The 26,869-nt window shown below is 67.7% G+C and carries 30 protein-coding genes and 1 pseudogene; 7 read left to right on the forward strand and 24 right to left on the reverse strand.

Going from position 1 to position 26,869, the window contains the following annotated elements:
* Window positions 1-32 precede the first annotated feature (32 nt).
* The 18 genes from DCO49_RS07635 to DCO49_RS07720 all read right to left on the reverse strand — a co-directional run bounded on the left by DCO49_RS07635 (window position 33) and on the right by DCO49_RS07720 (window position 15,506).
* On the reverse strand, window positions 33-2,402 hold the full coding sequence (locus DCO49_RS07635) for a hypothetical protein (RefSeq protein ID WP_116863522.1): 2,370 nt from the start codon (window positions 2,400-2,402) through the stop codon (window positions 33-35).
* A gap of 1 nt (window position 2,403) precedes the next feature.
* Complete coding sequence (locus tag DCO49_RS07640) at window positions 2,404-3,033, reverse strand: outer membrane lipoprotein carrier protein LolA (protein ID WP_116863523.1); 630 nt, start codon at window positions 3,031-3,033, stop codon at window positions 2,404-2,406.
* Window positions 3,030-3,461 carry an acyl-CoA thioesterase gene (locus tag DCO49_RS07645; protein ID WP_116863524.1) on the reverse strand — a complete coding sequence of 144 codons (432 nt, stop codon included), beginning with the start codon at window positions 3,459-3,461 and terminating at the stop codon, window positions 3,030-3,032. Before DCO49_RS07645 ends, DCO49_RS07640 begins: the two co-directional genes overlap by 4 nt.
* The gene (locus DCO49_RS07650; RefSeq protein ID WP_116863525.1) at window positions 3,448-4,998 is read right to left on the reverse strand and encodes an aromatic amino acid ammonia-lyase; all 1,551 of its coding nucleotides are present in this window, start codon (window positions 4,996-4,998) and stop codon (window positions 3,448-3,450) included. Before DCO49_RS07650 ends, DCO49_RS07645 begins: the two co-directional genes overlap by 14 nt.
* Window positions 4,988-5,929 (reverse strand): acyltransferase, encoded by a 942-nt coding sequence (locus DCO49_RS07655; protein ID WP_116863526.1) that lies wholly within the window; start codon window positions 5,927-5,929, stop codon window positions 4,988-4,990. Before DCO49_RS07655 ends, DCO49_RS07650 begins: the two co-directional genes overlap by 11 nt.
* A complete protein-coding gene (locus DCO49_RS07660) occupies window positions 5,930-6,697 on the reverse strand; it encodes a glycosyltransferase family 2 protein (protein ID WP_116863527.1) in 768 nt (255 codons plus the stop codon).
* On the reverse strand, window positions 6,687-8,369 hold the full coding sequence (locus tag DCO49_RS07665) for an AMP-binding protein (RefSeq protein WP_116863528.1): 1,683 nt from the start codon (window positions 8,367-8,369) through the stop codon (window positions 6,687-6,689). Before DCO49_RS07665 ends, DCO49_RS07660 begins: the two co-directional genes overlap by 11 nt.
* Complete coding sequence (locus tag DCO49_RS07670; protein ID WP_116863529.1) at window positions 8,362-8,913, reverse strand: hypothetical protein; 552 nt, start codon at window positions 8,911-8,913, stop codon at window positions 8,362-8,364. Before DCO49_RS07670 ends, DCO49_RS07665 begins: the two co-directional genes overlap by 8 nt.
* Window positions 8,914-8,932: 19 nt before the next feature.
* Window positions 8,933-9,190 (reverse strand): acyl carrier protein, encoded by a 258-nt coding sequence (locus tag DCO49_RS07675; RefSeq protein ID WP_116863530.1) that lies wholly within the window; start codon window positions 9,188-9,190, stop codon window positions 8,933-8,935.
* 16 nt (window positions 9,191-9,206) lie between these two features.
* Complete coding sequence (locus DCO49_RS07680; RefSeq protein WP_116863531.1) at window positions 9,207-9,464, reverse strand: phosphopantetheine-binding protein; 258 nt, start codon at window positions 9,462-9,464, stop codon at window positions 9,207-9,209.
* Window positions 9,451-10,245 carry a lysophospholipid acyltransferase family protein gene (locus DCO49_RS07685; protein WP_243402690.1) on the reverse strand — a complete coding sequence of 265 codons (795 nt, stop codon included), beginning with the start codon at window positions 10,243-10,245 and terminating at the stop codon, window positions 9,451-9,453. The genes DCO49_RS07680 and DCO49_RS07685 overlap by 14 nt, the downstream gene beginning before the upstream one ends.
* Entirely contained in the window at window positions 10,238-10,981 is a 744-nt protein-coding gene (locus DCO49_RS07690) for a beta-ketoacyl synthase chain length factor (protein WP_116863532.1), read from the reverse strand. Before DCO49_RS07690 ends, DCO49_RS07685 begins: the two co-directional genes overlap by 8 nt.
* 160 nt (window positions 10,982-11,141) lie before the next feature.
* Window positions 11,142-12,155, reverse strand: a complete 1,014-nt coding sequence (gene cydB, locus DCO49_RS07695; protein WP_108770455.1) for a cytochrome d ubiquinol oxidase subunit II — start codon at window positions 12,153-12,155, stop codon at window positions 11,142-11,144.
* 1 nt (window position 12,156) lies between these two features.
* On the reverse strand, window positions 12,157-13,554 hold the full coding sequence (locus DCO49_RS07700; RefSeq protein WP_116863533.1) for a cytochrome ubiquinol oxidase subunit I: 1,398 nt from the start codon (window positions 13,552-13,554) through the stop codon (window positions 12,157-12,159).
* A 211-nt stretch (window positions 13,555-13,765) separates the two neighbouring features.
* Entirely contained in the window at window positions 13,766-13,981 is a 216-nt protein-coding gene (locus tag DCO49_RS07705) for a hypothetical protein (RefSeq protein ID WP_116863534.1), read from the reverse strand.
* On the reverse strand, window positions 13,978-14,616 hold the full coding sequence (locus DCO49_RS07710) for a sigma-70 family RNA polymerase sigma factor (protein WP_116863535.1): 639 nt from the start codon (window positions 14,614-14,616) through the stop codon (window positions 13,978-13,980). The genes DCO49_RS07705 and DCO49_RS07710 overlap by 4 nt, the downstream gene beginning before the upstream one ends.
* A gap of 37 nt (window positions 14,617-14,653) precedes the next feature.
* Window positions 14,654-14,983 (reverse strand): hypothetical protein, encoded by a 330-nt coding sequence (locus DCO49_RS07715; RefSeq protein WP_116863536.1) that lies wholly within the window; start codon window positions 14,981-14,983, stop codon window positions 14,654-14,656.
* Between the two features lie 79 nt (window positions 14,984-15,062).
* Complete coding sequence (locus tag DCO49_RS07720; protein WP_116863537.1) at window positions 15,063-15,506, reverse strand: hypothetical protein; 444 nt, start codon at window positions 15,504-15,506, stop codon at window positions 15,063-15,065.
* A 150-nt stretch (window positions 15,507-15,656) separates the two neighbouring features.
* On the opposite strand from DCO49_RS07720, the gene DCO49_RS07725 reads away from it, so the two are divergent.
* The 4 genes from DCO49_RS07725 (at window position 15,657) to hemF (ending at window position 19,989) form a co-directional block, all read left to right on the forward strand.
* A complete protein-coding gene (locus DCO49_RS07725) occupies window positions 15,657-18,023 on the forward strand; it encodes a S9 family peptidase (RefSeq protein ID WP_116863538.1) in 2,367 nt (788 codons plus the stop codon).
* Complete coding sequence (locus tag DCO49_RS07730) at window positions 18,020-18,439, forward strand: NUDIX domain-containing protein (protein ID WP_116863539.1); 420 nt, start codon at window positions 18,020-18,022, stop codon at window positions 18,437-18,439. Before DCO49_RS07725 ends, DCO49_RS07730 begins: the two co-directional genes overlap by 4 nt.
* A 31-nt stretch (window positions 18,440-18,470) precedes the next feature.
* Complete coding sequence (locus DCO49_RS07735) at window positions 18,471-19,028, forward strand: hypothetical protein (protein ID WP_116863540.1); 558 nt, start codon at window positions 18,471-18,473, stop codon at window positions 19,026-19,028.
* A 64-nt stretch (window positions 19,029-19,092) separates the two neighbouring features.
* On the forward strand, window positions 19,093-19,989 hold the full coding sequence (gene hemF / locus DCO49_RS07740) for an oxygen-dependent coproporphyrinogen oxidase (protein WP_116863541.1): 897 nt from the start codon (window positions 19,093-19,095) through the stop codon (window positions 19,987-19,989).
* A gap of 46 nt (window positions 19,990-20,035) precedes the next feature.
* On the opposite strand, the gene DCO49_RS07745 is transcribed toward hemF, so the two are convergent.
* Together DCO49_RS07745 and polA are read right to left on the reverse strand one after the other, a co-directional pair.
* Window positions 20,036-20,518: a YetF domain-containing protein gene (locus DCO49_RS07745; RefSeq protein ID WP_108770465.1), complete on the reverse strand. Its 483-nt coding sequence runs from the start codon at window positions 20,516-20,518 to the stop codon at window positions 20,036-20,038.
* A 314-nt stretch (window positions 20,519-20,832) separates the two neighbouring features.
* Window positions 20,833-23,607, reverse strand: a complete 2,775-nt coding sequence (gene polA, locus DCO49_RS07750) for a DNA polymerase I (protein WP_116863542.1) — start codon at window positions 23,605-23,607, stop codon at window positions 20,833-20,835.
* A 97-nt stretch (window positions 23,608-23,704) separates the two neighbouring features.
* Between polA and DCO49_RS07755 the strand changes: the two genes are divergently transcribed.
* Together DCO49_RS07755 and DCO49_RS07760 are read left to right on the forward strand one after the other, a co-directional pair.
* Complete coding sequence (locus DCO49_RS07755) at window positions 23,705-23,989, forward strand: DUF2782 domain-containing protein (protein WP_108770467.1); 285 nt, start codon at window positions 23,705-23,707, stop codon at window positions 23,987-23,989.
* Between the two features lie 128 nt (window positions 23,990-24,117).
* Window positions 24,118-24,561 carry an AraC family transcriptional regulator gene (locus DCO49_RS07760; protein WP_116863543.1) on the forward strand — a complete coding sequence of 148 codons (444 nt, stop codon included), beginning with the start codon at window positions 24,118-24,120 and terminating at the stop codon, window positions 24,559-24,561.
* 107 nt (window positions 24,562-24,668) lie between these two features.
* Here DCO49_RS07760 and DCO49_RS07765 read toward each other — a convergent pair whose 3' ends face one another.
* Both DCO49_RS07765 and DCO49_RS20325 read right to left on the reverse strand, forming a co-directional pair.
* Window positions 24,669-25,115, reverse strand: a complete 447-nt coding sequence (locus DCO49_RS07765) for a universal stress protein (protein WP_079224261.1) — start codon at window positions 25,113-25,115, stop codon at window positions 24,669-24,671.
* Window positions 25,116-25,238: 123 nt separating this feature from the next.
* On the reverse strand, window positions 25,239-25,418 hold the full coding sequence (locus tag DCO49_RS20325) for a hypothetical protein (RefSeq protein WP_165835700.1): 180 nt from the start codon (window positions 25,416-25,418) through the stop codon (window positions 25,239-25,241).
* Between the two features lie 172 nt (window positions 25,419-25,590).
* Here DCO49_RS20325 and DCO49_RS20330 point away from each other — a divergent pair, with 172 nt between their 5' ends.
* Window positions 25,591-25,737, forward strand: coding sequence for a hypothetical protein (locus DCO49_RS20330; RefSeq protein ID WP_165835701.1), 147 nt, complete (start codon window positions 25,591-25,593; stop codon window positions 25,735-25,737).
* 101 nt (window positions 25,738-25,838) lie between these two features.
* Here the strand turns inward: DCO49_RS20330 and DCO49_RS07775 are convergent, their stop codons facing one another.
* On the reverse strand, window positions 25,839-26,393 hold the full coding sequence (locus tag DCO49_RS07775) for a hypothetical protein (RefSeq protein WP_116863545.1): 555 nt from the start codon (window positions 26,391-26,393) through the stop codon (window positions 25,839-25,841).
* Window positions 26,394-26,572: 179 nt separating this feature from the next.
* A pseudogene (locus DCO49_RS07780) lies at window positions 26,573-26,834 on the reverse strand (phosphotyrosine protein phosphatase).
* Window positions 26,835-26,869: the final 35 nt, after the last annotated feature.

The following is a 26,869-nucleotide window of genomic DNA, read 5'->3' on the forward strand; positions in this document are numbered from 1 at the left end:
GCGTCCTTGGTGATGCCGGTAGGGCGGGAGGGTCAGGTGGTCGGGCCGTCAGGCGCCGGGCCGTCATGCGGTGGCGGCCGGAACAGCGGCGAAATGAGCCAGACCAGGCCGATGCCGAACAGCAGGGTAAGCCCGAAAGCGCGCAGCGCGGGTGTCTGCGACAGCCCCAGCAGGCCGAACGAAAGCCAGGTACTGGCCGCACCCACGCACACGGCCAACCAGGCACTGGCATCGCCGCGGTGTTCGATCAGGAAGATGCCGTAATCAATGCCCATGCCCAGCAGCAGCATCAGCGCCAGCACGTTGAACAGCTGCAGGGGCTGGCCGAACAGGCCCAGCAGGCCAAGGGTCAGCGCGCCCGCAATGAGGGTCGGGGCAAATACGCGCCAGGCCTGGCGACGGTAGCGCACCCACAGCACACCGAATACCAGCACGATGCCGACCAGCAGCAGCCCACCCATCAGCTTGCGATAGTGGCCAAGCAGCTGCGAGAAATCAGCCGTGCGATCGACCCAGCGCACGCCGGGCAGGCCGTCGGCCGCGCCCTGCAGGGTCGCCAGTGCATCGGCCCGCGACAGGTCGTCCACCATCACCACGCTGATCATCTGCCCGTTGACGCGCCCGGCCCACAGGTAGCGGAACGGCTGCGATGCTGGGGCGGCGAGGAATGCGTCGATGGTCAGTGGCGTTGCCGCGAACGCAGGCCGCGGCAGGGCTTCACCCACGGCGGAGGACACCGCCTCGAGCACACCGGGCTCCACCCTGGCAGTGAGCGCGGCATCTGCCCGCTGGCGCGCCACCGAGGGCAACCAGTCGGTGATGGCACGATAGCCGCCTATACGCCTGTCGCGGGCCAGAGCGCGCAGGCGCTCAGTCAAGGTCTCCTCGCGCTGCAGCAGCTGTTCCGCATCGGCCCCCTGCACCAGATAGAACTGTGCTGGACTGGGCATGCCCAGCAGGCGGCTCAGCCGGATCTGCTGTTCCATCAGCGCCGGCGGGGAAGACTGCAGGCTGCGCAGATCGTCATCACTGTGCAGGCGCGCGATGCCCAGCGCCGCCAGCAGCAGCGTCGCCGCCAGGAAGATGCCCACCGACCGCGCCCCGTGCAGGCGGGGAAAATGATCGAGCGTTCCGCCCAGCCACCGCGAGAAGCGGGTGGGGCGGATCTCCCCTCCGTCCAGCCACGGAAACCAGAAGATTACTGTCAGGAAGGCGGCGGCCAGGCCGGTGACCGAGAAAAGCGCCATCTGCTGCAGGCCGGGGAACGGCGTCAGGCCGAGCGCAAGATACGCCAGCGCACTGGTCAGCAACGCCAGCCACAGGCCTGGCAGTAGATGCCGCAGCAGATGCCAGCGGCGGTTCGCTGGCTCGCCCTGGCGCGAAGCGAACCAGTGGATGCCATAGTCCTCGGCCACGCCCACCAGTGAGGCACCGAACACCAGCGTCAGCACGTGCACCTTGCCAAACACCAGTACCGTCACCGCCAGCGCGACGCCGCAGCCGATCAGCAGCGACGCGGCCACCAGCAGGATCGGCCGCAGTGAACGGAAAGCCAGCCACACCAGCAGCAGTACCGCTGCCATCGATCCCCAGCCGATCGTGTTGATCTCGCGGCTGGCCTGCACGGCGGCTGCTTCGGCATGCAGCGGGACGCCGGCGTGGAGGATCTCCAGATCGGGGGCAACGGCGATGGCTGCCTGGCCGGCACGCTCCAGCAGGCCATCGATATGGCGCTCGCCGTCGAGCTGGAAGGCCGAGCCGGGCGTATCGAACTGCAGCGCGGCCCAGTGCTTGCCCTCGGCTTCGAGCAGGCCGTCATCGCCCAGGCGCAGGCCGGAGCCTCGGGCCTGCTGCTGCCACCATTGCGGCCACAGCGACAAAGGATCCTGCCGCCACTCGGTCAGCCGCGGTGCGCCCATCGGGCCATACAGCGCGCCCAGCGCCTGTTCGGCCAGGGCACCCGGTTCGGCCTGCTGCAGCTGTTCGCGCTGGGCCGGGGTCAGCAGGCGGTCGCGGTATGGCGCGTAGAACGCGCGCGCTTCATCGAACCAGCCTTCGATCGAACCGCTGGGCACCAGCAGCCCGCTGTCGGCATCGCTGGCCATGGCCTTGGCGAAGGCGGCCTGCGCGCGCTTGGCGGCGGTGCCATCGGTACTGCCAAGCAGCACCACCACCTGGCGCGAGCTGCCATCGGCGATGCGCCGGGTGACATCACTCAGCAGGCGGTCGTGCGCATCCTGCGGCAGCAGGGCCAGGATGTCGGTGTCGATTCGAGATTGCTGGCTCCACAGGCGCCATTGCTGCATGCCCATCACCAGCAGCACCAGCAGCCAGGCAATGCCCAGCCAATGCCAACAGCGGCGCAGGCGCTCCGGCCCCTTCCCTGCGGTGCCAGTCGACATATCAGTCAAAACGGCGTGCCTCGTCGGCGGACAGGCTGGCCGGCGCTTCGGTCAGCGCGCTGAACTGGATCTGCGTGCGGTCCTTGTTGGCCTCCACGATCTCCACCTGGCGCACGTAGCGGTCGCCCTGCAGAGTCAGCGACTCGAAGGCCTTGGCCAGCATCGCCGATTTCGGGGTCAGCTTCAGCCGCCAGCCCTGCCCTTCGCGGCTGGCCTGCACGTTGAACTGGCTGGACAGCACCTGCACGTCGCCGCTCATCAGCGCGAACATGATGGCGTTGACCGAGCGCATCGCCGGCTGCTGCCGCGCATCCAGTTCGACGCGGGTGCTGCCATCACGCTGGCGGCTGAGGATGCGGTCGGCGGTGATCACCACTTCGGACGGGAAGGGCTTGAGCGTGGTCCAGATCACGCCATGCTGGCGTGCGACCACGAACTGGCCCTGCGAGCGCAGCGGGTTCTTGAAGCCGCTGACCTGCTTTTGCTGGGTGAACTGGCCGCGCAGCACATCGGGCCGCGCCACCGCCTGGGTGATCGCATCGACGGCGGCATCGGCAGCCTGCACCAGCGGCGCAGCGGCAATCAGCAGCGCGCACAGCAGCACGCGCAGAGACGGGACGAAAGCATTCACGGGGCAGGCACTCCAAGACGCTGCCACAGCACCGGCGGGCACTGGTACAGCATTTCCTTGCTGGCCGCGTCCACCGCGACCTGGATGGTCATCGCACGGGTCAGCACCTGGCCGCTTTCCGCATCGATGATCTCGTATTCGATCTTCAGCCGGTTCTCCCATTCGACGATGCGCGAGACCACGCGCAGCGCCTGGTTGAACAGCAGCGGCCGCACGTACTTCACCCGCGCGTCGACCACCGGCCACAGGTAGCCCGATTCGAGCATCTGCGGGTAGTCGTAGTCATAGCGGCCGAGCAGCGCGCAGCGTGCGATCTCGAAGTACTTGAAGTAGTTGCCATGCCAGACCACGTTCATCGGATCGCAGTCATGGAAGGCCGGGGACAGCGAAATCTCGCCGACCAGTTCGATTGCCTCATTCACCGACATACAGCTCCCAGCGTTGTGCGCGGATCTCCACCAGCAGTTCCCGCAGTTCGCGATCCAGCGCGCGGTCTTCTTCAACCAGGGCGATGCGCTGCCCCAGGTCGGCGTACATGTCGGCCAGACTGCCATGCAGCTGCGCGTTCAGGCCAACCCGCTCGCGCAGGGCCAGGCCCTGGCGTGCGGCGATCAGCATCGCGGCCACCACCTGTTCGGTCAGCTCGATCACGCGCAGGCAGTCGCGCGCGGCGATGGTGCCCATGCTGACCTTGTCCTGGTTGTGGCATTCGGTCGAACGCGAGAACACGCTGGCCGGCATGGTCTGCTTCAGCGCCTCGGCAGTCCACGCAGAGACGCTGATCTGCAGCGCCTTCAGGCCATGGTTGATGGCCGCGCGCGGGCCGGTGGCCGCCGACAGGTTGGCCGGCAGGCCGTGGTTGTAGCGGGCATCGACCACCAGCGCCAGCTGCCGGTCGAGCAGATCGGCGACGTTGGCCACGGTGTTCTTCAGGGTGTCCATCGCCAGCGCGATGTGGCCGCCGTAGAAGTGGCCGCCATGCAGGATGCGCTCGCCGTCGGCATCGATCAGCGGGTTATCGTTGGCGCTGTTCAGTTCGGTTTCGATCAGCTGGCGCAGGAACGGCAGGCTGTCTTCCAATACGCCGATCACGTGCGGCGCGCAGCGCAGCGAGTAGCGGTCCTGCAGGCGCTGTTCGTTGCGCGGCGGGCGCTCGCTGTGCAGGTCGCTGCGCAGGCGCGCGGCGATGCGGCCCTGGCCCGGGTGCGGCTTGGCGGCGAACAGGGTCTCGTCGAAGTGGTGCGCGTTGCCATCACTGGACAGCACGTTGAACGCGGTCAGGCGGGTGGCCATGCGGGCCAGGTAATCGGCACGCTGCCAGGCCAGGCAGGCCAGGCCGGTCATCACCGCGGTGCCGTTCATGATCGCCAGGCCTTCCTTCGGCCGCAGCTTCAGCGGGACCATGCCGATCTTCGCCAGCACCGGGCCGGCTGGCTGCACCTGTCCTTCGAACAGCACCTCGCGCTCGCCGCACAGCACGGCGGCCACGTAGGACAGCGGGGTCAGGTCACCACTGGCGCCCACCGAGCCTTCGGCCGGGATCAGCGGCAGCACGTCGTACTGCAGCAGGGTGGCCAGGCCTTCCAGCAGCTGCACGCTGACGCCGGACATGCCGCGCACCAGCGAGGCCAAGCGCGCGGCCAGCACCGCGCGGGTCTCGGCCGGGTCCAGGTAACGGCCCAGGCCGCAGCCATGGTAGGTGTAGAGGTGGTGCGGCAGCTCGGCCACCAGCGCCGGCGGAATGTTTACCGTGCACGAATCGCCATAGCCGGTGGTCACGCCATAGATCACCCCGTCCTCGCGCAGCAGGCGGTCGAGGAAATCAGCGCCGCGCTGGATGTGCGCGCGGAAGGCCGGGGCCTCACTCAGGGCGGCGTCGCACTGGCGCTGGGCCAGGGCCACCACGTCTTCGATGGTCAGCGGTGCATCGCCGAAACGGCGCACGGGTACGGCGTCAATCTTCATGAGGAGCCTGATCCCAGAAGGGGAAGAAATTGAACCAGTCCAGCGGGGACTGGATCATCTGCGCTTCCAGCCAGTGCGCGTAGCGCTGGACCAGTGTTGACAGAGCGGCCTCACGGCCGCCGCGCGGCAGCACAAGGCGTTCGGCGAACTGGTCAAACGCCACCCGGTAGCCGTGCCTGTAATGCAGGCAGGACATGGTATACACCGGGCACCCAAGGGCAGCGGCCAGGACGTAGGCACCAATGGGGAACGGCGCGCGGTGGCCAAGGAAATCGGCCATCAGGCTGCGCCCATGGTTGACGGGCACCCGATCGCCGACGATGGCGATGAAACCACCGGCGGCGACCTTGTCAGCCAGGCGCATGGCGGTGGCCGGGCCCATCTCGGTCACCTGCACCAGTTCCACGGCAGCAAGCGGATCCAACCGCTGCAGCAGGCGGTTGAACCGCTGTGCATGGGCCGTGTGTACCAGCACGGTGACGCGGAACCCGGGAACCCGCTCGGCCAGCACCTGGCAAAGCTCCAGGCAGCCGATGTGGGCGGTCAGGATGAGGCCGCCCTCGCGTCGGGCGATGCGCTCGAGCACGATGTCCCGCTGCAGGGTGATGCGCGACGCCGGGTAGCGGCCGCCCAAGGCCAGCAGCTTGTCCAGCATCGTGTCGGCGAACATGAAGAAATGGCGCAGGCTGTCGCGCCAGCGTGGAACACGGCCCAGCACGCCGGTGTGTGCCTGCAGACGCTGCAGATACTCCAACGATGCGCGGCGGCCGACGCCATTGCCCAGCCAGTGGCAGAGCACTACCGGCCATACGCACGCCCGGAACGGCCAGCGCCCGAACCAGCGGTGCACCCAGCACAGGAACAGGACACCGGCGACCGATGTCGATTCCCCGATGTCCGCCCAGTGCGGAACATCCTGCGCGCGCGCCACTCAGCCGCGCCCCTGCAGCCGATGCCACAGCAGCCGCGGCGCGCGCCGCAACATGCCGAAGAACAAGCGGGCGTGCATGCCGGTAATGCGGACATTGTCCCACCACACATCGAAGTGGGATACGCCATCGCTGGGGTAGGTCACCGCCGTGGGCAGGTGCTCTACGGGCACGCCGCGCCAGTACAGGCGCACGATCACCTCGGTATCGAAATCCATGCGCCGGCCGATCGTCTCCTGCTGCATCAGTTCCAGCACCGGGGCCAGCGGGTACAGGCGGAACCCGCACATCGTGTCGCGCAGGTGCAGCGACAGCGTGTTGATCCAGACCCAGACATGGGTGGCGTAACGCCCATACAGCCTGATCTTCGGCACACTGTCGTCGTAGACAGGAATGCCGCAGATGATGGCCTGCGGATGTGCCCGCGCGGCCGCGACAAAGCGTGGCAGGTCGGCCGTGTCATGCTGGCCATCCGCATCGATCTGCAGCACGTGGCTGCCACCGCGGCGATGCACGTCTGCAAAGCCGGCCAGCATCGCCCCGCCCTTTCCCTGGTTCGTTTCCAGGCGCAGCAGGTGCACGCCTTCGCGTTCAGCGAGGCCGCGCAGGACGCCGGCACAGGACGCCCCGGAGCCATCGTCCACCAGCAGGCATGGCAGCGCGGCTGCCTGCACGCCGTCGACAACGGCGGTAATGGCGTGCCCGTGGTCGTAGACCGGGATGACCACCCAAGGCACGAAGCTCACGCTGGAGGCCATGTCAGGGCGCATCGGTCAGGACCATCCTGCCGCTGGAATGGGTGCCAAGCCCGGAGGTGAAACGGAAGCTGAGGATGCTGCGCGCGGCATCCCAGTCCAGCCGCAGCGTCAGTTCATCACCGGGCCGTGCCAGCTGCTGGAATTTCACTGCGTCCATCCGGCTGAAGCCTGCAGGCATGGCAAACACCTGACGGGCAAAGCGCATGGCCCAGTCGACCTGGGCCACGCCCGGCAACACGGCTGCCTGTACGAAATGCCCCTGGAACGGCCGCAGCGCCGGGTCCAGGGTCAGGTGCAGCACGGCCGTCGCGGCATCGCGCTGCTGCCAACGCGCTGCAGGCATGGCGGGCTTGAAGAGTGCCGCCAGGCCCGCCTCGGTCACCTTGCCCTGCGCGTTCACTGGCAGATGCTGCACCAGCCTCCATCGTCGTGGGCGGGTTACCGCATCGTGGCCATGCGCCAGCGCAGCAGCAAGCTGCCGGGTGAAGGCGCGGCGTGCGGTCTCGCCGTGGGCCAGCCGCGCAGCGTCCGCCGGTACCACGACCGCAGCCAGCTGTTCGCGCGCTCCGGCAAGCACCAGCACGCGCGCGTCCTCGACGTCGGAAAGTGATCGCAGCGCCCGCTCCAGCGCATCAAGCGACACACGGCGCTCTTCGATCTTGACGATGCGATCGGCACGGCCCAGCAGTCGGAAGCGCCCGCCAGGCAGAGACTCCACCCGGTCCTGGGTACGCCACCAGCCCTCGCTCTGCAGGTGGGGCGAGGCAACCGACAGGCATCCCTCCTCGATGCGCCAGCGCACACCCGGCAAGGGCTCCCACGACGGTGTCCCGCTCTCCCAGCGCCGCCATGCCACGCCGCCGGTTTCGCTGCTGCCGTATATTTCGGTCGGCGGCACGCTCAGCAACTGCCGCACCTGCTGCGCCGCTTCCTCCGGCAACGGCCCGCCAGAGGAGAACACCGCACGCAGGCGACCATGCAGACTGGCCCAGTCAAGCTGCTCGGGCAGGCGCTTCAGGTGTGCCGGCGTTGCCACCAGCACGCTGTCGGCGGCAGCCAGGGTGCCTACCAGGTCTTCATGGAAAAAACGCCTGGGCTGGATCGCACGACCGGCTGCCAGCGGCCACAGCACCCGGAACAGCAAGCCATAGATGTGCTGGTGCGACACGGTGCCATGCACCTGGGCGCCATCGAGCTGGACACCAAAGGCGGCCTGCAGTGCGTCGACTTCGCGTGCCAGCTGCTCCATGCGCTTGATGATCGCGCTGGGCCGGCCGGTGCTGCCGGAGGTGAACACACAGAGCTCACAGGCGCGCTCATCCAGTTCCTGCAGCGTGCCGTCGGCCGCTGCAGCCGGCCCCAACGGCAGGTAATGGGCGGGAACGTCGCCCGCAAAGCCACTGACCTGCGACTGCAGCGCCTGCAGCGTGGCCGGCAGGTTGTCAGCAGCCAGGAACACGCGCTTGCCGGCGTGCCAGGCACCGAACAGGGCTGCAGCGAAGGCGATGGCATCGTCGAAGTACAGCGCCCAGTCACGGCCCTCCGCAGCGGCGAACGCATCGCGCCAGGCCACCGCACGCTGACGGAAGGCAGCGTGGTCCAGCGCGATGCCGTGGCAGGCGCCCACAGGGCGTCCAGGCCGTGCGGTGACCAGCAGGCCAGGCAGTGCCATCCAGTCACCCATGGCCGTGGGCCGCCTTGACATGGCGGCGGACCACCCATTCAGCCGCAAACAGGGTACCCATCATGATGTAGGCAATGACACCGTTGTAGACCATCCAGGCCCGGTCGGACGCGTACAGGGCGGTGTACAGGGCCAGGCCTCCGTTGAGAACGAAAAAGCCGCACCACACCTGGGTGACACGGCGGGTATAGGCTACCCCGAATGCAGGCAGATCAGGCTCCTGCAGCCGTGCCAGGCGCTCTACCAGGGGCGGGCCGAAGCGCAGGCTGGTGGCAAAGACCGCCAGCATGACTGCGTTCACCAACGCCGGGTAAAGCTTGAGCGGCAACGCCTGGTTGAGCACCGTGGCCAGCCCGGCCAGCAGGCCTGCGCCTGCGGCCGCACACCACCAGAGCGGCTGCCGCGAACCCAGTGCGCGCAGCAGGGCCAGCCCGAACAGCAGCAGCGAGAGCCAGCGTGGCTCGAATCGGCCCATGGCCAGGTAGACCAGCACCGGGTAGGCCAGCGACACCACCCCTACCCCGATATCACGGGCCTTTGCCATGGTCGAGGCGGGCCTGCGGTCAGGCGGCTGCCTGGCCCGGCAGAAGTGCGTGCACGACGTCGACGATGTCCTGGACGGTGCGTACCGACTTGAAGGCTTCCGGCTGAAGGTTTCGGCCCAGCAGCGGCTTGAGCTGGACGATCAGATCGACGGCATCGATGCTGTCGATATCCAGGTCTTCATACAGGCGGGACTCCGGACGGATGCCCGCAGGATCGATATCGAAACTGTCGTTGAGGATGCTGGTGATGCGCTCGAGCAGTTCGTTCTTGGTCATGACAGTTCCTGGCGCCTCAAGACCGGCGGGCAGCGACGAATTCGCCGAGGGCGCGCACGCTGGAAAAATGACGACGGGTTTCTTCCGAATCAGCCGACAGGCTGACCCCGTACTTCTTCTGCAGCGCCAGGCCCAGTTCCAGTGCGTCGATCGAATCCAGCCCCAGGCCTTCCACGAACAGCGGCGCGGTCGGATCAATGTCGTCAGGGGTGATGTCCTCGAGTGAGAGCGAGGAAATGATCAGCTCCTTGATCTCGTGCTCAAGCGCTTGCACGGGTCGGGTCTCCAGACGGGTCGAAATAGCGGGTGAGATGGTCGGTCACGCGACGGGCTGCCAGGGCATCCCCGATCAGCGCATCATTTTCGACGAGAAACGGTGCAATGGCGATATCCTCGCCTACCTGCAGCCGAACGTGGAAACGACGTGAGGGCACACGATACCACTTCTGGCCCTTGCCCAAAGTGGGCGGTGAGCAGGTGATGCGGACCGGTGTGATGTCCACCCGCCCCCTGACGGCAATATTGGCGGCGCCTCGCTGAAGACGCAGCCGCTGGCCCGGCACGGTACGGGTTCCTTCAGGAAAAATCACCAGGCAGCCGCCCGCCCGTATCGCTGCCACGCAGTCGTCGATCAGCGCCGCGCCCTCCTGATTGGAGAGGTAGCCCGCCACGCGCACCGGCCCGCGCATGAACGGATTGCGCGCAACCGCGTGTTTGACGACGCAGTCAGCGTTGGGCAGCAGTGCTACCAGGCACACCACATCGATCAGAGTGGGATGATTGGCCAGGACCAGCAGGCCGTCCCGCTGGAGCCGCTCCCGCCCTTCCACCTGCAGAGTCATGACCCCGAGCCGTTGCATCAGCCACAGGTGCAGGGCAAAACCGCGCTGCACCAGCCGCCGCGCGCTTTGCTGGCGGGCGGCAGCATCCCGCATCAGCAGCAGCGGCAGCAGGCACAGGCCCAGCAGCAGGCCGCCCAGCCCAAAAACAGCAAAGCACAGGCCGGTCGCGGCAACCCGCCACAGGCGGTCCCAGCCGCGCACAGGGTCAACCACCCCGGCTCCAGCGCCAGCGCATGCCGTCGGCCACGTGTTCCAGCACCGCTACGTCAGACAACAGGAACCGGTGCAGGTCCAGCGTGTGCGGCAGCACGCCCGCCGGGGTGTCGGCCGCGGCGTCGGCCGGCTCCCAGGCCAGTTGCAGGCTGGCACCCCGGGAGCCCGGCGCGGCAAGACGCCAGCACCAAGCGAAAAAGGGGGCCGGTTCATCGGCAAATTCGCTGAAAACGGCCGGCATCGGTGACTCGTACATCACTACCCGCACTTCACGCGCGCCATCGGCCAGCAGCGCGGCAGCCTCCAGCCACGCGGCTTCCACGGTGGATTGCCGCGCGGCCAGCGCCAGGTAGTTGCCGCGATGGCCGCGCGCGATGGAATACAGCGCGCCGATGGCGTTGTGCACGGACAGCCCAAAGCCGGTTGGCGAAAGCGGCTCATCGGCGGTCAGCATGTTGAGCAGTTCCATGGACCTCGCCACGTCCCCGTGCCGGCTGGCGAAGACCAGCGGAACCTCGCTGTCGACGCCGCCCGCTTCTTCGCACCAGCACGCGACCTGGATGGCCATCCGGCCGAGTCGCTCGATCCGCCGACGCTGCATGGCCGGAATTTCCACCAGGGCAGGCGCGCCATCACCCTGCGGCAAAACGGGCAGCGCAGCCCAGGCCTGCCAGTGGCTGCGCTCTGTCAGCCCTGGTGCCCAGGCGGCCCAGTCGACAATGGACAGTTCAATCATCAGCTAGTACATCTGCAGGGGCGAGCGGCGGCGCGGACCTGCGCGGCGGTCACAGGCAGCGCTCCGGCCGGCCGGAAGGTCCGAACGCTACCACGTCCAGCGCTGCGAAGCATGCCTGTCGAGCGGGGCGCGGGCCCCTGCTGGCCCGCCGGTGCCCAGGTCAGTGGTAGCCGGCGTCGGCGCGCACCTTGCCGCGGAACACCCGGTACGACCACGCGGTGTAGCCAAGGATGACCGGCAGCAGCACCACCAGGCCCACCAAGGTGAAGCCCAGCGACGAGGCCGGTGCCGCGGCCTGCCACAGCGTCATCGACGGCGGCAGCAGGTACGGCCACATGCCCAGCACCAGGCCGGCGAAGCCGAGCACGAACAGAGCCAGGCTGAGCAGGAACGGCGGCAGATCGCGGCGCGGATGGGTGGCGCTTCGCCACAGCGCGGCGGCCACCGCCAGGGTCAACAGCGGCACCGGCGACAGCCACCAGAAGTTGCCGTCGCTGAACCAGCGATCCATCAACCGCGAATCGAGGAACGGCAGCCAGCTGCTGACCAGACCCATCGCCGCGATCACCGCTGCCACCAGCGGCCGCGTCATCTGCCGCGCCAGCGCTTGAACGCGGCCCTCGGTCTTCAGGATCAGCCAGGTGCTGCCCAGCAGCGCATAGCCTGCCACCAGCGCCGCACCGGTCAGCATCGCGAACGGGCTGAACCAGGTGAACGCGCCGCCGCTGAAGCGGCCATCCACCAGCGGAATGCCCTGCACCAGCGTGCCCAGGATGACGCCCTGGGCGAAGGTCGCCAGCAGCGAGCCCAGGCCGAAGGCCACGCTCCACAGCCGGCGCGAGCGGTGCGCCTTGAAGCGGAACTCGAAGGCCACGCCACGGAACACCAGCGCCACCACCAGCAGCAGCACCGGCAGGTACAGCGCCGACAGCAGCACCGCATAGGCCTTGGGGAACGCGGCCAGCAGGCCGGCACCGCCCAGCACCAGCCAGGTCTCGTTGCCGTCCCAGATGGGCGCGGCGGTGTTCATCATCAGGTCCAGCTGTTCCTCGTCCTCGGCGAACGGGGCGAGGATGCCGATCCCGAGCACGAAACCATCCAGCACCACGTACATCAGCACGCCGAAGCCGATCACCGCGAACCATGCCACCGGCAGCCAGGTCATCAGGTCCATGTCAGCGCTCCTCCAGCGGTTCGTCGGCGGCCGACAGCGGCCGCGCCGGGGTGTGGCTGCCATGGTCCAGCGAGGGCCCCTCTTCATACGGCTGCGGGCCGTGGCGCAGGATCTTCACCAGGTACCAGATGCCCCAGCCGAACACGAAGGCGTAGCCGACCGCGTACACCGCCAGCGACAGCGCGGTCATCCACGCACTCTGCGGGCCCACCGCATCGGCGGTGCGCAGCACGCCGTAGACCACCCACGGCTGGCGCCCCATCTCGGTGACGAACCAGCCCGACACCAGCGCGATGAAACCGCTGGGCAGCATCCAGTTCCAGCCACGCAGCAGCCACGGCGAATCGAGCAGCTTCTTCCGCCACAGCTGCACCGCCGAGACCCAGGCCAGCAGCAGCATCAGCGTGCCCAGCCCGACCATGATGCGGAAGGCGAAGAACACCGGCGTCACCGGTGGCCGTTCGCTGGCCGGCACGGACGTGAGCGGATCGAAGGTGCCATCCAGCGAATGGGTCAGAATCACGCTGCCCAGCTTTGGAATGGCCACTTCGAAATCGTTGCGCTGTTCCTTCTCGTTGGGCAGCGCGAACACCACCAGCGGCACGCCCTCGCCGGCCTTGCTTTCATGCCAGTGCGCTTCCACCGCCGCGATCTTCATCGGCTGGTGCTTCAGCGTGTTCAGGCCATGCATGTCGCCGACGAAGATCTGCACCGGCACGGTCAGCGCGGCAAACGCCACCGCCGCGATCAGCATGCGCCGGCCCGCTTCGACGTGCGTGCCCTTGCGCAGGTACCACGCGCCGACGCCACCGATCACGAAACAGGTGGTGATGAACGAACCCAGCGCCATGTGCGCCAACCGGTATGGGAAGGACGGGTTGAACACCACCTGCCACCAGTCCACCGGCTGCACGATGCCGTTGATCATTTCGTAGCCGGCCGGCGTGTGCAGCCAGCTGTTGGACGACAGGATCCAGAAGGTGGAAAACAGCGTGCCCAGCGCCACCATGCAGGTGGACAGGAAATGCAGGCGCGGCGACACCCGGCCCCAGCCGAACATCATCACGCCGAGGAAGCTGGCTTCGAGGAAGAACGCGGTCAGCACTTCGTAGGTCAGCAGCGGGCCGATGACCGTGCCGGCCACTTCGCTCAGCCGCGGCCAGTTGGTGCCGAACTGGAAGGCCATGACGATGCCGCTGACCACGCCCATGCCGAAGGACACGGCGAAGATCTTCTGCCAGAAGAAATACAGGTCGCGCCACACGGGCAGTTTCGTGCGCAGCCAGCGCCATTCGATGAAGGCCAGCCAGCTGGCCGTGCCGATGGTGAAGGCGGGGAACAGCACGTGGAAACTGATGACGAATCCGAACTGGATCCGCGACAACAACAACGCGTCCAAGGGACGCCTCCTGCCGGGTACGGGTGGGATACCGGACCACTTTAGGAGGATTTGGTTAAGCCGGGATGCGACCGGGTGACGCGCTGCTTCACTATGTCGCAGGGGTCAACCGCTCTGGTAGCTGCCAACCTTGGTTGGCACGCGTCCAGGCGCCGACCGAGGTCGGCATCTACCAACAGCGATTGGCGCGCCCCATGCCCGGCGGGAGGTGTCAGTGCCAGAAATACCAGGCTGCCGCAGCCAGCAGCGCGCCAAACAACAGCACCTGCACCACCACATACAGCGCGCCACTGTCGCGCGTTTCCGCCTGCAGCCGCTGCTGAAGCGCGTCGCTCACATCCGGCGCCGGCGCCTGCTGTTCCTGCTCGCGCAGCGCCTGCGACAGCGCGCGCGCATCGGCATCGCGGGGGTCGTTGGCTTCGCTCACAGCAGCTCTCCGGCGGTGGCGCGTCGGGTCAGCTCCTGCTTCAGGATCTGCCGCGCGCGGAACAGGTGGCTCTTGATGGTACCGCGCGCCAGCCCGGTCACCTGTTCAATCTCGACCAGATCGAAATCCTCCAGGTAGTGCAGGCCCACGATCAGGCGCTGCGGCGGGGTGAGCCGCTCCAGCGCCGCGCCCAGCTGGCGGCCGGCCTGCAGCGCCTCGCTCAGTTCGGCCGGGCCCGGGCCTTCATCGCCGATGCCCAGTTCCTCCGGCACCTCCACCGCCACCATCCACTGCATTTCCAGCCGCTTGCGGCGCAGATGCTGCAGCGCCGTCGTATAGGCCACCCGCGAAACCCAGGTGCGCAGCGAGGATTCGAAACGGAACCGATGCAGCTGGCGGAACACCGCCAGGAAGGTTTCCTGCAGCAGGTCGGCTACCTGGTCGCGGTCATTGACCATGCGCCCGATCACGTGCGCGCAGGTGCGTTGATGGGCCTGCACCAGCTGTGCGAAGGCCGGTTGCGAGCCATCGATGATGGCCCGGACCAAGGCACGGTCGTCGTCCGCTGCGGGCTCGGCGGGGGCGTCGCGTTGACGCCCGCGCAGTGCGGCCAGTGCTCCCCCCAGCAGGCTCATGCGTGGCGCGCTCCCTGTGCCGCAGGCATGCCGCCGCTCAGCCCTTGCGCACGGCGGGGCGGGTGAGGAACCATGCCAGCAGCTGGCCCAGACCGGCACTGCCGGCCATGGCGGCAGCGGCGCCGAAGGTCAGATCGCGCGCGCCCATCGCTTCCAGCAGGCCAAGCGCCACGGCCAGGCTGACCAGGCTGATGCCCCAGCGCAGGGCGCCCTGGCGGCGGCGCTCTTCCTCCAGCACCGCCAACGAGCGGATCACTTCCTCGGGCACGTGCGGGGCGACCAGCTTGCTGCGCGCACGCGCATCGGCGATGGCATGGATCGCGTAGGCGATGCAGATGAAGAAGGTGATGGGGATGAGTTCCTGCATGGTCGTGCTCCTGTCCGGTGAATGATGCGGGTTCAGGAGATTGGATGCGCGAGGCCGGCCACCGGTTGCAGTGCAGATTTCAGGCGTCGTCGTCGGTCCCGGGGTCGGCCGGCGGATCGGGGAAATAGGTTTCCACATGGAAGCCCAGGCGCAGGTCGGCCATCAGCCTTACCAGCGCGTCGTCCAGCACGAACCCGGCCCAGGCCTGCTTGCCGAACAGGCCGATGCGCAGGCCGATTTCGGCCCCTTCCTTGGTCAGTTCCTCGATCACGGCCGCCCGCGCCTGCAGTGTGCCGACGACCTCCGGCCAGGCGTCCATCAGCCAGCCGTCCTTGCCCTCGGCCAGCTCGAACAGCACCCAGGTGTATGCATGTACGCGGATCAGCCTGCCATCGGCGCCACGCAGGTCCGTGCCCACATCGCGGAAGAACCCGCGTTCCAACCCCAGCCGGGCGGAGATGTCGGCGCTGGAGACCACAGGGTGCTGCACCCCCAGGGAAATGCGGTAGTCGTAGCTGTACATGGTCGGTTCCGTCCGAATCAGGCGCCCATCATGCGCCACGCGAGGCCCTGCAGCGCCTTTGCCCAAGCGGTCTGCATGACCTGTGGCCCCCTCCCCCGGCCCGGGCGGCTGCTACCCTTGCCCGGTTTCCTCATCTGGTGCCGTGAGCCCATGTCCCGAGTGCTGCCCCTGTCCCTCCTGCTGTCGGCCGTGCTGGCCGCACCGGCCGCGCATGCTGCGCCGACGCCGATCACCATCGAACAGGCCATGGCCGACCCGGACTGGATCGGTCCGCCGGTCGAGAAGGCCTGGTGGTCCTGGAACAGCCAGCAGGTCGAGTACCAGCTCAAGCGCAGCGGCAGCCCGGTGCGCGACACCTTCCGCCAGCCGCTGGCCGGTGGCGCCGCCGCGCAGGTGGCCGATGACCAGCGCGGCACCCTGGACGTGGCCGAGCCGGTCTACGACCGCAGCCGCAGCCGCAGCGCCTTCGTCCGCAACGGTGATGTGTTCGTGCGCGACCTGCGCAGCGGCGCGCTGACCCAGCTGACCCGCAGCAACGAGCGCGCCGCCGGCGTGAACTTCGCCGCCGACAACGGCGTGATCTGGCGCGTGGGCCAGAACTGGTTCCACTGGACCGCCGCCAGCGGCGTGCAGCAGGTGGCCAGCCTGAAGGCCGAAAAGGATCCGGCCAGCAAGCCCAAGGACGACCTGCTGCGCGACCAGCAGCTGCGTACCCTGGAAACCCTGCGCCGCGACCGCGACCAGCGTGAAGCGCTGAAGGACCAGGACCAGCGCTGGCGCCAGGCCGACCCTACCCGCGCGGCTGCCCCGATCTACCTGGGCGCCGACGTGGAGATCGCCGACAGCCTGCTGTCGCCGGACCTTGGCCACCTGATCGTGGTGACCAAGCCGAAGGACTTCGACGACGGCCGCACCAGCAAGATGCCGCTGTACGTGACCGAATCCGGCTACGAAGAAAGCGAGGACACCCGCACCCGCGTCGGCCGCAACGGCTTCGAGCCGCACACCCTGTGGTACGTGGACGTGCGCACCGGCCAGGCCGAGAAGCTCTCGCTGTCGGGCCTGCCGGGCATCGGCACCGACCCGCTGGCCGAGCTGCGCCGCAAGGCCGGCAAGGACCCGCTGAAGGGCGACCGCAGCGTGCAGGTGATGAGCGACTTCATGGGCGGCGGCATGCGCTGGAGCGCCGATGGCCAGCAGGCCGCGGTGATGCTGCGCGCCAACGACAACAAGGACCGCTGGATCGTCAGCATCGGCAGCGACGGCCGTGTGCAGAACCGCCACCGCCTGACCGACAACGCCTGGATCAACTGGGGCTTCAACGATTTCGGCTGGATGGCCGATGGCCGCACCCTGTGGCTGCTGTCCGAAGAGTCCGGCTTCTCGCACCTGTACACCCAGGCCGGTTCGGCCAAGCCGCAGGCGCTGACCAGTGGCAAGTGGGAAACCTCCGCGCCGGTGCTGTCGGCCGACGGCAAGGGCTTCTACTTCCTGTGCAACCAGCAGGCGCCGCACGACTATGAAGTCTGCGCGGTCGACACCGGCAACCGCCAGGTGCGCGAGCTGACCAGCCTCAACGGCGTGGAAGACTTCTCGCTGTCGCCCGATGGCCAGCAGCTGCTGGTGCGCTATTCGGCCGCCTACCTGCCGACCCAGCTGGCCGTGGTGCCGAGCGCCGGTGGCCAGGCACGCGTGCTGACCGACACCCGCACCGCCGAGTACAAGGCGCGCGAGTGGATCCAGCCGAAGCTGGTGGCGGTGCCGTCCAAGCACGGTGCCGGCGTGGTCTGGGCCAAGTACTACGAGCCCGAGCACAAGGAACCGGGCAGGAAGTACCCGATCGTGATGTTCGTGCACGGAGCCGGCTACCTGCAGAACGTGCACCAGCGCTACCCGGCCTACTTCCGCGAGCAGATGTTCCACAACCTGCTGGTGGAAAAGGGCTACATCGTGCTGGACATGGATTACCGCGGCAGCGAGGGCTACGGCCGCGACTGGCGTACGGCGATCTACCGCAACATGGGCCACCCGGAACTGGAAGACTACAAGGACGGCCTGGACTGGCTGGTCGACACCCAGCAGGGTGACCGCGACCACGCCGGCATCTACGGCGGTTCCTACGGCGGCTTCATGACCTTCATGGCGCTGTTCCGTTCGCCGGGCACGTTCAAGGCCGGTGCCGCACTGCGCCCGGTGCTGGATTGGCAGAACTACAACCACGCCTACACCAGCAACATCCTCAACACCCCGGACATCGACCCGGAGGCGTACCGCACGTCCTCGCCCATCGAGTACGCGCAGAACCTGCAGGACAACCTGCTGATCGCCCACGGCATGATGGATGACAACGTGTTCTTCCAGGACTCGGTGCACCTGACCCAGCGCCTGATCGAGCTGCACAAGGACAACTGGTCGATCGCCCCGTACCCGCTGGAACGCCACGGCTACATCCGTGCCGATTCCTGGCTGGACCAGTACAAGCGCATCCTCAAGCTGTTCGAGCAGAACCTGAAGTGAGCAACGCCGCGGCCACGATCCAGATCGTGGCCGCGGTCATCCTGGATGACCGCGGCCGGGCGCTGGTGGTGCGCAAGCACGGTGCCGGCCGCTTCATCCAGCCAGGCGGCAAGCCCGAGACGGGCGAAGCGCCACTGCAGGCCCTGGCCCGCGAGCTGGACGAGGAACTGGGCGTGCAGCTCGATGCCGCCAGCGCGGTCGCCCTGGGCCGTTTCGAGGACTGGGCGGTGAACGAACCCGGCCACCGCGTGCAGGCGCAGGCGTGGTGGGTGCAGGTCGCGGGCACACCGACCGCACGCGCCGAGATCGCCGAACTGGCCTGGGTGCCGCTGCGGCGACCGCACGGCCTGTGCTTGGCACCCCTGAGCGAACACCATATCCTGCCGGCGGTCGCCGCTCTGGCGACGGCCTGCTGAAAAGGCGGGCTTTGCCTGCAAAGGACGCCCGATGTCAGTGCCCCCCCTTCCGAGCACACCGCTGCCGTCCAGCAACCGCTGGGTAGCGCCGTTGGCGCAGGGCTCGTTCTGGCTGTGCCTGCTGATGACGGTGTATTTCCTGCTGCAGGCACTGCTCGCCTGGCCGTTGGCCTCATCCGGGATCTGGCGCCATCTGGTGATGCTCGCCTGGGAGCACCAGCTCGATCGCAGCCTGCACTGGATGCTGGCGCACCCGGTCGCCACATCAGCGCTGGCTGCCCTGCTCTGCCTGACCTCGACATTGGCCAGCTGGGGGCTGTGGAAGGAGCGCCGCTGGGGCCTGTGGACGTTTGTCCTGGCCCTGCTGTGGAGCGCCCTTGCCAACTTCCTGATCACGTGGTGGATCGACCGGGTGCTGCAGCAGGTCGTCGCACTGATCGCTGACGATCCAGCGATGGCCCAGGAACTGACCGCACAGCGATGGGTGTTGACCCTCACCCTGCTGGGAAGCTCGGTACTATTTGCTGGCCTGCAGGGTTGGCTGGCCTGGCGCCTGCTGCGACCGGACATCCGCGCGCGCTTTCGCTGAGCAGCGCGGCCGCCGCGGCCGCCGTGCTGCGGAACAACACGGGCGCTGCGGTAAAGTACGCGCCATGAACGATTTCGAGCGCGTACGCGCCTACCTCAGCGACCTGCAGGACCGTATCTGTGCGGCCATTGAAGCCGCCGACGGCCAGGCCCGCTTCCAGGAAGACCTGTGGCAGCGGGCCGAGGGCGGTGGCGGGCGTACCCGCGTGCTGCGCGACGGTGCGGTGTTCGAGCAGGCCGGCATCGGCTTTTCCGATGTGTCCGGCAGCCGCCTGCCGCCGTCGGCTTCGGCCAACCGGCCCGAGCTGGCCGGCGCCTCCTGGCGCGCCACCGGCGTGTCGCTGGTGTTCCACCCGCTCAACCCCTACGTGCCGACCACCCACGCCAACGTGCGCTTCTTCCAGGCACAGCGCGATGGCGAAGTGGTGGCCAGCTGGTTCGGCGGTGGCTTCGACCTGACCCCGTTCTATCCCTTCGATGAGGACGTGCAGCACTGGCACCAGGTGGCCCATGACCTGTGTGCGCCGTTCGGCGAGGAGCGCTACGCCGCGCACAAGCGCTGGTGCGACGAGTATTTCTTCCTGCGCCACCGCAACGAAACGCGCGGCGTCGGCGGCCTGTTCTTCGATGACCTGCACGGCGATTTCGAGCGCGACTTCGACTATCTGCGCGCGGTCGGCGACGGCTTCCTCGAGGCCTACCTGCCGATCGTGCAGCAGCGCAAGGACACGGTGCATGGCGAACGCGAGCGCGAGTTCCAGCTGTACCGTCGCGGCCGCTACGTGGAGTTCAACCTGGTCTACGACCGCGGCACGCTGTTCGGCCTGCAGAGTGGCGGCCGCAGCGAGAGCATTCTGATGAGCCTGCCGCCGCGGGTGCGCTGGGAGTATGGGTTCAGCCCGGAAGCCGGCAGCGCCGAAGCGCGCCTGGCCGACTATCTGGTACCGCGCGACTGGGTGTGAGCCTACGCACGCGTAGAGCCGAGCCCACGCTCGGCTGCTTTCGGCGCTACGCGGATTTCTGCCGCGGAATGATGGTGATGTGGCCGGTGGTTTCCAGCAGCGCCAGTTCGACATCCTCCACCCGCAGGCAGCCCTGCTGGCGCAGCGCGGCGTCGAAGTCCGCGGTGCTGACCAGCTCACGACGCAACACTGCCGCCAGCAGGCGCCCGTCGCGGGCGATCACCACCGGCTCGCCTTCGATCATGCGTTCCATGCGCCGGCTGCGCGTGGTCAGCCAGCCCACGCCGTAGTTCAGCAGGATCAGCGTGGCGGCCAGCAGCAGGCCGCCACCCAGCGACGTGTCGGTGCCCAGCAGTGCGTTCTGCACCGCGTTGCCCAGCAGCACGATCAGCAGCACATCGAACGGGGTGATCTGCCCCAGCGCGCGCTTGCCGCCCAGCCTGACCATGCCCAGCACGACGACATAGACCACCACCGCGCGAAGGACGAATTCCCACCACGGCATCGCCAGTGCGAACAGATCGGGCATTGCGGTTTCCCCTGCGGAGCATTGGCCCAGCGTGGCGCAGCGGCGCACAAATAAAAAGCCCCGCTGACCAGGGGGAGGTCAACGGGGCCGGGGAACGGGCGCTTGGGGAGGAGCCCCCGTTCCGAGATCTGCTCCAGGGGATGGGAGAGATCCACAACAGGCGTTGCGCCTGTCGAGAGTTATAGAAACACCCCGAACACTAACGGTTCGTGAAGGGGCCCAATTAATTGTAGGTACCTGCCGGAAACATTCATGTTCGAGTCAGAAAAATCGCACAAATGAACGATTCATGCCGTTTTTAGCCTGAATACGAATCAATGCGCCTCGTCCCAGTTCACCCCAATGCCGGTATCGACCTCCAGCGGCACCCGCAATTGGGCCGCTTGCGACATGCGCTCGATTACGTTTTTACGCAGTTCCTCGGTGAAACCGGCCTCGCTTTCGAACACCAGTTCATCGTGCACCTGCAGGATCATCCGCGCCGGGGCGCCGCTGTCATGCAGCCACTGGTCCACCGAGACCATCGCCCGCTTGATGATGTCCGCCGCGGTGCCCTGCATCGGCGCATTGATCGCCGCGCGCTCGGCACCGGCACGCAGGCCCTGGTTGCGGGCGTGGATGTCATTCAGATACAGGCGGCGGCCGAACAGGGTTTCCACGTAGCCCTGGTCACGTGCCTGCTGGCGCATCCGCTCCATGAAGTCGCGCACGCCGGGATAACGGCTGAAATACAGCGCGACATAATCCTGCGCCTGGCCACGGTCGATGCCCAGGTTGCGGGCCAGGCCGAAGGCACTCATGCCGTACATCAGGCCGAAGTTGATGGCCTTGGCGGCGCGGCGCTCGTTGGGCGTCACCTCTTCCAGCGTGCGCCCGAACACTTCGGCGGCGGTGGCACGGTGGACGTCGGCGCCCTGCTCGAAGGCGCGCACCAGGCCCGGGTCCTCGGACAGGTGGGCCATGATCCGCAGCTCGATCTGCGAATAGTCGGCCGCCAGCAGCTGGAAACCTTCCGGCGCCACGAAGGCGCGGCGGATGCGGCGGCCATCCTCGGTGCGGATCGGGATGTTCTGCAGGTTCGGGTCGGACGAGGACAGCCGGCCGGTGGCCGCGCCGGACTGGTGGTAGCTGGTGTGCACCCGGCCGGTATCCGGGTTGACCATCTCCGGCAGCTTGTCGGTGTAGGTGCTGCGCAGCTTGGCCAGGCCGCGGTACTCGAGGATCACCCGTGGCAGCTCGTGCTGGTCGGCGATCGCCTCCAGCGCTTCTTCATTCGTGCTGGGCTGGCCCTTCGGGGTCTTCACCACCGCCGGCAGATTCAGTTCGTCGAACAGCACGGCCTGCAGCTGCTTGGGCGAATCCAGGTTGAAGCTGCGCCCGGCCAGCTCGGTGGCCTTCTGCTGCGCGGCCAGCATGCGCGAGGACAGGTCGTGGCTCTGCCGGCGCAGCTCATCGGTGTCGATGCGCACGCCGTTGGCTTCGATGCGGGTCAGCACCGGCACCAGCGGCATCTCGATGTCGCGGTACACGCTGTCCAGCGCCGGCTCGGCCAGCAGCTGCGGCTGCAGCGCGTGGTGCAGGCGCAGGGTGATGTCGGCGTCCTCGGCCGCATAGCGGCTGGCTTCGTCGATGCCCACCTGCGAGAACGGAATCTGCTTGGTGCCCTTGCCGGCCACGTCCTCGAATTTGATGGTGGTGTAGCCCAGGTACCGCAGGGCCAGCGAATCCATGTCGTGGCGGGTCGCGGTGGAATTGAGCACGAAGCTCTCGAGCATGGTGTCGTCGTGGTAGCCCTGCACGTCCACGCCATGGCGGCGCAGCACATGCAGGTCGTACTTGCCGTGCTGGCCCAGCTTCTTCTTCGCCGGGTCCTGCAGCACCGGGCGCAGCGCGTCCAGCACCTGCTGCAGTGGCAGCTGCGCCGGCGCGCCGGGGTAATCGTGGCCGACCGGGATGTAGGCCGCCTTGCCCGACTCCACCGCCAGGCTGACGCCGACCAAGCGTGCACGCATCGCGTCCAGCGCATCGGTCTCGGTATCGAAGCTGATCAGGTCGGCCTGCCGCACACGCTCGACCCACGCCTGCAGCTGTTCGCTGGTCAGCACGGTTTCGTATTCGCCGGGCGCGGACAGCGCCGGGTCCAGAGCACCGGCGGCCGGCGCTTCGGCGCTGCCACGGGCGAAGCCGGCGGCGGTGCCGCGCAGGCTCGGTGTGGCGTCACTGGCGGCGGCCGGGGCCGGCAGCGGGCCGCCAAGCTCCTTCAGCGCCTGGGTGAAGCCGTAGCGCGCGTACAGCTCGGTCAGCGCCGGCACGTCCTGCTCGCGCAGGGCCAGGGTGGTCGGCGAGGCGTCCAGCTCGAGATCGGTGCGGATGGTCACCAGCTCGCGGTTCAGTGGCAGACGTTCCAGCGCCCCGCGCAGGTTCTCGCCGATCTTGCCCTTCATGGTCGGCGCGGCGGCGATGACGCCATCCAGGTGCTGGTATTCGGCCAGCCACTTGGCGGCGGTCTTCGGGCCGCACTTCTCCACGCCGGGCACGTTGTCCACGGTGTCGCCCATCAGCGCCAGCAGGTCGATGATCTGGTCGGCGCGCACGCCGAACTTGTCCATCACCGCCGCGTCGGAATCCATGCGGCTGCCGGTCATGGTGTTGACCAGCTCGATGCCCGGACGTACCAGCTGGGCGAAGTCCTTGTCACCGGTGGAAATGGTCACCTTCAGGTCCTGCGCCACGCCCTGCAGGGCCAGCGTGCCGATCACATCGTCGGCTTCCACGCCGGGGATGCGCAGGATGCTGATGCCCAGCGCTTCGACGATGCGGCACATCGGCTCGACCTGGCTGCGCAGGTCATCGGGCATCGGCGGGCGGTTGGCCTTGTACTGGTCGTACAGGTCGTCGCGGAAGGTCTTGCCCGGTGCGTCGACGACGAAGGCGACGTAGGCCGGTCGCTCCTTCAGCGTCGAGCGCAGCATGTTGACCACGCCGAACAGCGCGCCGGTGGGCTCACCCTGTGCATTGGACAGGGGCGGCAGCGCGTGGAACGCGCGGTACAGGTAACTGGACCCGTCGATCAGGACTAATCTGCTCATGCGACGATTCTACGCGCCCCTGCCTGCACCGCGGCGACACGGCGGCGACGCATCCGTGGGGCATAATCAGGCTCCGATCGATACGAAGGCCCTGCCGATGAAGACCCTGATGCTGGCTTCCCTGCTGCTGCTTGCTGGCTGCGCCAGCATGGGTGGTGCAGGCGCTCCCCCGGTGGACGTGAAGGGCGCCGAAGTGTCCAGCCGCACCATGGACAACGGCGATGTCATCGAGGAGTACCGCGTGTCCGGCCAGCTGCGCATGGTCAAGGTGACCCCGTCGCGCGGTGCACCGTTCTACATGTACGACAAGAACGGCGATGGCCGCATGGACAACGACAAGGACGGCGTCTCGCCGGTCTACTGGAAGCTGTACAGCTGGTGATGCAGCCCCGGGGCGGCGCCCTTTCCCGCGGAGAGGAAGCCGACCCCCACAGGCAGGTGATAGGTCCGCGCCGGATCTTCCGGTTGATCCCATGACAGGCCCCGCAGGTGGGCCGGGATCGCGCTGCCATGAACCTTGAACCGGCAACCCCATCGCTGGTGGCATCCCTCGCCGCCGACCTGCGCCGCAGCAACGCCCGCGCGCGCATCACCCGCAACGGTACGGCTGACCCGCGCCTGCTGCGCATCCTTGATTACATCGACGACCACCTGGGTGAGAGCGAACTGGGCGAGCAGATGATCTGCGAGGCCTTCGGGATGTCCCGCTCCACGGTCTACCGGCTGTTCCAGGCCCACGGCGGGGTCGCGCGCTACATCCGCGAGTGCCGGGCCTGGCTGGCGCACCGCCATCTGGCCCGGGATCCGGGCTGCCGCCTCACCTGGTTGCTGTATGAAGTCGGATTCGCGTCAGAGCGCCAGTTCCAGCGCGCGTTCCTGGCGCAGTTCGGCATGTCGCCGGCCGATTGGCGGCTCGCCTGCAGGCAGCGCGCACGGGGGGCGCTGCTGTCCTGAGCGGGCATGTTGCCGCCATCGGCGGGGCGGGAAGGTGGCGCCGGCACGCGTCCTGCGTGCCGGCGCCGGGTCCCCTCCCCGGGAACGCTTGAGCCCGCAGGTATCGATCAGCGGATGACCAGCACCGGCAGGGTGCTGCGCGCCAGCACTTCGGCGGTCTGGCTGCCCAGCAGCACGCGGGTCACGCCACGGCGGCCATGCGAGGTCATCACGATTAGATCGCTGTTACGCTCGCCGGCCGTCTCGATGATGCCGTCGGCGGCGTAGCGGTCCAGCACATGGATGGGATTGGCACGGATGCCCTGCTCGGCGGCCTTGGCCAGCGCCGGCTGCAGCACCTTCTGCGCGCCCTCTTCGCGGTCGGCCTTGTACTCCGGGCTGTTCATGTAGCCCACGCTCCAGCCCATGGCGTCATACATGCCCACCGCCCAAGGCTCGGAGACCGTGACGATATCGACCTCGGCATTGAGATCCTTCGCCAGCTCCAGGCCCTTGGCCAGGCCCTTGTCGGACAGCTCGGAGCCGTCGGTGGCGATCAGGATGCGGGTGTACATGGTGGGCCTCCTTGGCGGGGTGCCAGTTGGGAACACCACCATTGCACACCCGATGTGCAGGCCGCGCCTTGAGCAGGATCAATCCGTGCCTACGGGTAGCGCCGGGCCATGCCGGCAGCGCGTTCAGGCCTCGACGGTCACCCGCCAGCCCCCCTCGTGCGGTTGCCAATCGAACTCCACCGGCAGGAACTTCTCGATCAGGTGCGCGTTGCTGGCCAGGTGGTCGCTGATGACGTGGCAGGTCTGCGCGCGCTCGAAGTCGCTGTCAGCGCCGGGCCGTGAGCTGTTCGCGGTGTCGCGCACCCAGCGCGCCAGCACCAACGATGCCGACCGCCTGCGCAAGTACCTGGCGAAATTCCGTCTGGACTGGGAGCTGGTGCGCCGCCAGGCCGACGCGTAGGGGCACGCTTGCCCGGTTACCCAGGGTGGCGCATGCTGGTGGCGCGGCATGCCGCCGCCCGCGGGGAGCACGCACATGCAGGACCGCAAGCCGACGTCATGGATCACCCCACGGAACATTCTGCTGACCGTGGCCGCCGCGTTCGTTCTGTTCTACAGCGGCTACCAGGTGGGTAAGCAGCTGGCCCTGCGCGAGAACGCGCAGCAGGCCGCAAGCCGCTGACGCCCTTCTGTAGAGCCGAGCCATGCTCGGCTGCTCTCCGCGACCAGCAGCATCGTGCCAACCAAGGTTGGCACCTGCCGGAACATGCGAGTTACGCCTGCTCAGGCGATCTGCACGATTCGCGCGTTCTGGCACAGCGGGTAGCTGGCCACGAACTCCGCGATCGCATCACGCATCTTCTCGAACGATTCGCCGTACATGTACAGCGCGGTCTCGGTCGGCCCCTGCCACCAGCTGCAGATCTCGCCCAGGCCATCGATGTTGTCGGACAGCTGCTCGAACACGTGGTTGGAGTCGCACTGTTCGTAGACCTCGTCCGGCAGGTTCAGGCCATCCAGGTAGATGCCCAGGCCCTCGGTCACGCCGAAGGCGCGATCAGCCTCGTCCGCGCGCTGCACCTGCGAACCCTTCGGCGCACCCAGCTGCTCCAGCAGGTCGATCAGCTTCGGCACGCCGTCCGCATCAACCAGCGCCACTTCGATATCGCCGTACTCGACTTCGCCCAGGTCAGAGATCGCCGTGCCACCACCGGTGAGCTCACCGAGCTGGGCTGCCTGCAGCAGCGCATCGAGCGGATCCTCGAACAGCTCGTGGCGATGCTCCGGCTGCAGCTTCGCATTCAACTTCACGGTGACGTTGAAGGTCGGATCGGTCATGGGGGCGTTCCTGGAAGATGTGGCTTCTATTGTAGAGCCGAAGGTAGCGGCAGGAGCCGCTGCCAACGTCGCTTGCGACGGCCCGAAGGGTGCCGGTCAGGACGACCGGCATAGCCATGCTCGGCTGTTTTTCCCGCCAGAAGCAGCCGAGCATGGGCTCGGCTCTACAACACCCGTGCTCAGCGCAGGAACAGCGGAACCTTGCGCTTCAGCAGCTCCACCAGCGCCGGGTCCATGTAGTCGTAGTCATCAGGAATATCCAGGCAGATCACCCGCTTGCCGTTCATCCATCTGCAGCAACTCGGGGCTGAGCACTTCATCCGCGTCGGCCAGCAACCCGGCCGAGGCGGTTTCAATCCCCGGCCAGTCGGCGAACACCTGCTCGGCCGTCGGGCTGCGCAGGCGGTTCTGGCTGCAGAGGAAGAGCACGTTGCGGGTCATGGGAACTTGTCCTTGTAGAGCCGAGCCCATGCTCG

This window comes from Stenotrophomonas sp. SPM (genome assembly GCF_003105135.1).
Classification (GTDB): domain Bacteria; phylum Pseudomonadota; class Gammaproteobacteria; order Xanthomonadales; family Xanthomonadaceae; genus Stenotrophomonas.

What these genes read in the sequence shown, in the direction of transcription:
- DCO49_RS07635 (WP_116863522.1), bottom strand. Translation starts at nt 2,402, where the DNA reads ATGTCGACTGGCACCGCAGGGAAGGGGCCGGAGCGCCTGCGCCGCTGT.
- DCO49_RS07645 (WP_116863524.1), bottom strand. Translation starts at nt 3,461, where the DNA reads ATGTCGGTGAATGAGGCAATCGAACTGGTCGGCGAGATTTCGCTGTCC.
- DCO49_RS07650 (WP_116863525.1), bottom strand. Translation starts at nt 4,998, where the DNA reads ATGAAGATTGACGCCGTACCCGTGCGCCGTTTCGGCGATGCACCGCTG.
- DCO49_RS07660 (WP_116863527.1), bottom strand. Translation starts at nt 6,697, where the DNA reads ATGCGCCCTGACATGGCCTCCAGCGTGAGCTTCGTGCCTTGGGTGGTC.
- DCO49_RS07665 (WP_116863528.1), bottom strand. Translation starts at nt 8,369, where the DNA reads ATGGGTGACTGGATGGCACTGCCTGGCCTGCTGGTCACCGCACGGCCT.
- DCO49_RS07670 (WP_116863529.1), bottom strand. Translation starts at nt 8,913, where the DNA reads ATGGCAAAGGCCCGTGATATCGGGGTAGGGGTGGTGTCGCTGGCCTAC.
- DCO49_RS07675 (WP_116863530.1), bottom strand. Translation starts at nt 9,190, where the DNA reads ATGACCAAGAACGAACTGCTCGAGCGCATCACCAGCATCCTCAACGAC.
- DCO49_RS07690 (WP_116863532.1), bottom strand. Translation starts at nt 10,981, where the DNA reads ATGATTGAACTGTCCATTGTCGACTGGGCCGCCTGGGCACCAGGGCTG.
- cydB (WP_108770455.1), bottom strand. Translation starts at nt 12,155, where the DNA reads ATGGACCTGATGACCTGGCTGCCGGTGGCATGGTTCGCGGTGATCGGC.
- DCO49_RS07710 (WP_116863535.1), bottom strand. Translation starts at nt 14,616, where the DNA reads ATGAGCCTGCTGGGGGGAGCACTGGCCGCACTGCGCGGGCGTCAACGC.
- DCO49_RS07715 (WP_116863536.1), bottom strand. Translation starts at nt 14,983, where the DNA reads ATGCAGGAACTCATCCCCATCACCTTCTTCATCTGCATCGCCTACGCG.
- DCO49_RS07720 (WP_116863537.1), bottom strand. Translation starts at nt 15,506, where the DNA reads ATGTACAGCTACGACTACCGCATTTCCCTGGGGGTGCAGCACCCTGTG.
- DCO49_RS07725 (WP_116863538.1), top strand. Translation starts at nt 15,657, where the DNA reads ATGTCCCGAGTGCTGCCCCTGTCCCTCCTGCTGTCGGCCGTGCTGGCC.
- DCO49_RS07735 (WP_116863540.1), top strand. Translation starts at nt 18,471, where the DNA reads ATGTCAGTGCCCCCCCTTCCGAGCACACCGCTGCCGTCCAGCAACCGC.
- hemF (WP_116863541.1), top strand. Translation starts at nt 19,093, where the DNA reads ATGAACGATTTCGAGCGCGTACGCGCCTACCTCAGCGACCTGCAGGAC.
- DCO49_RS07745 (WP_108770465.1), bottom strand. Translation starts at nt 20,518, where the DNA reads ATGCCCGATCTGTTCGCACTGGCGATGCCGTGGTGGGAATTCGTCCTT.
- polA (WP_116863542.1), bottom strand. Translation starts at nt 23,607, where the DNA reads ATGAGCAGATTAGTCCTGATCGACGGGTCCAGTTACCTGTACCGCGCG.
- DCO49_RS07755 (WP_108770467.1), top strand. Translation starts at nt 23,705, where the DNA reads ATGAAGACCCTGATGCTGGCTTCCCTGCTGCTGCTTGCTGGCTGCGCC.
- DCO49_RS07760 (WP_116863543.1), top strand. Translation starts at nt 24,118, where the DNA reads ATGAACCTTGAACCGGCAACCCCATCGCTGGTGGCATCCCTCGCCGCC.
- DCO49_RS07765 (WP_079224261.1), bottom strand. Translation starts at nt 25,115, where the DNA reads ATGTACACCCGCATCCTGATCGCCACCGACGGCTCCGAGCTGTCCGAC.
- DCO49_RS20330 (WP_165835701.1), top strand. Translation starts at nt 25,591, where the DNA reads ATGCAGGACCGCAAGCCGACGTCATGGATCACCCCACGGAACATTCTG.
- DCO49_RS07775 (WP_116863545.1), bottom strand. Translation starts at nt 26,393, where the DNA reads ATGACCGATCCGACCTTCAACGTCACCGTGAAGTTGAATGCGAAGCTG.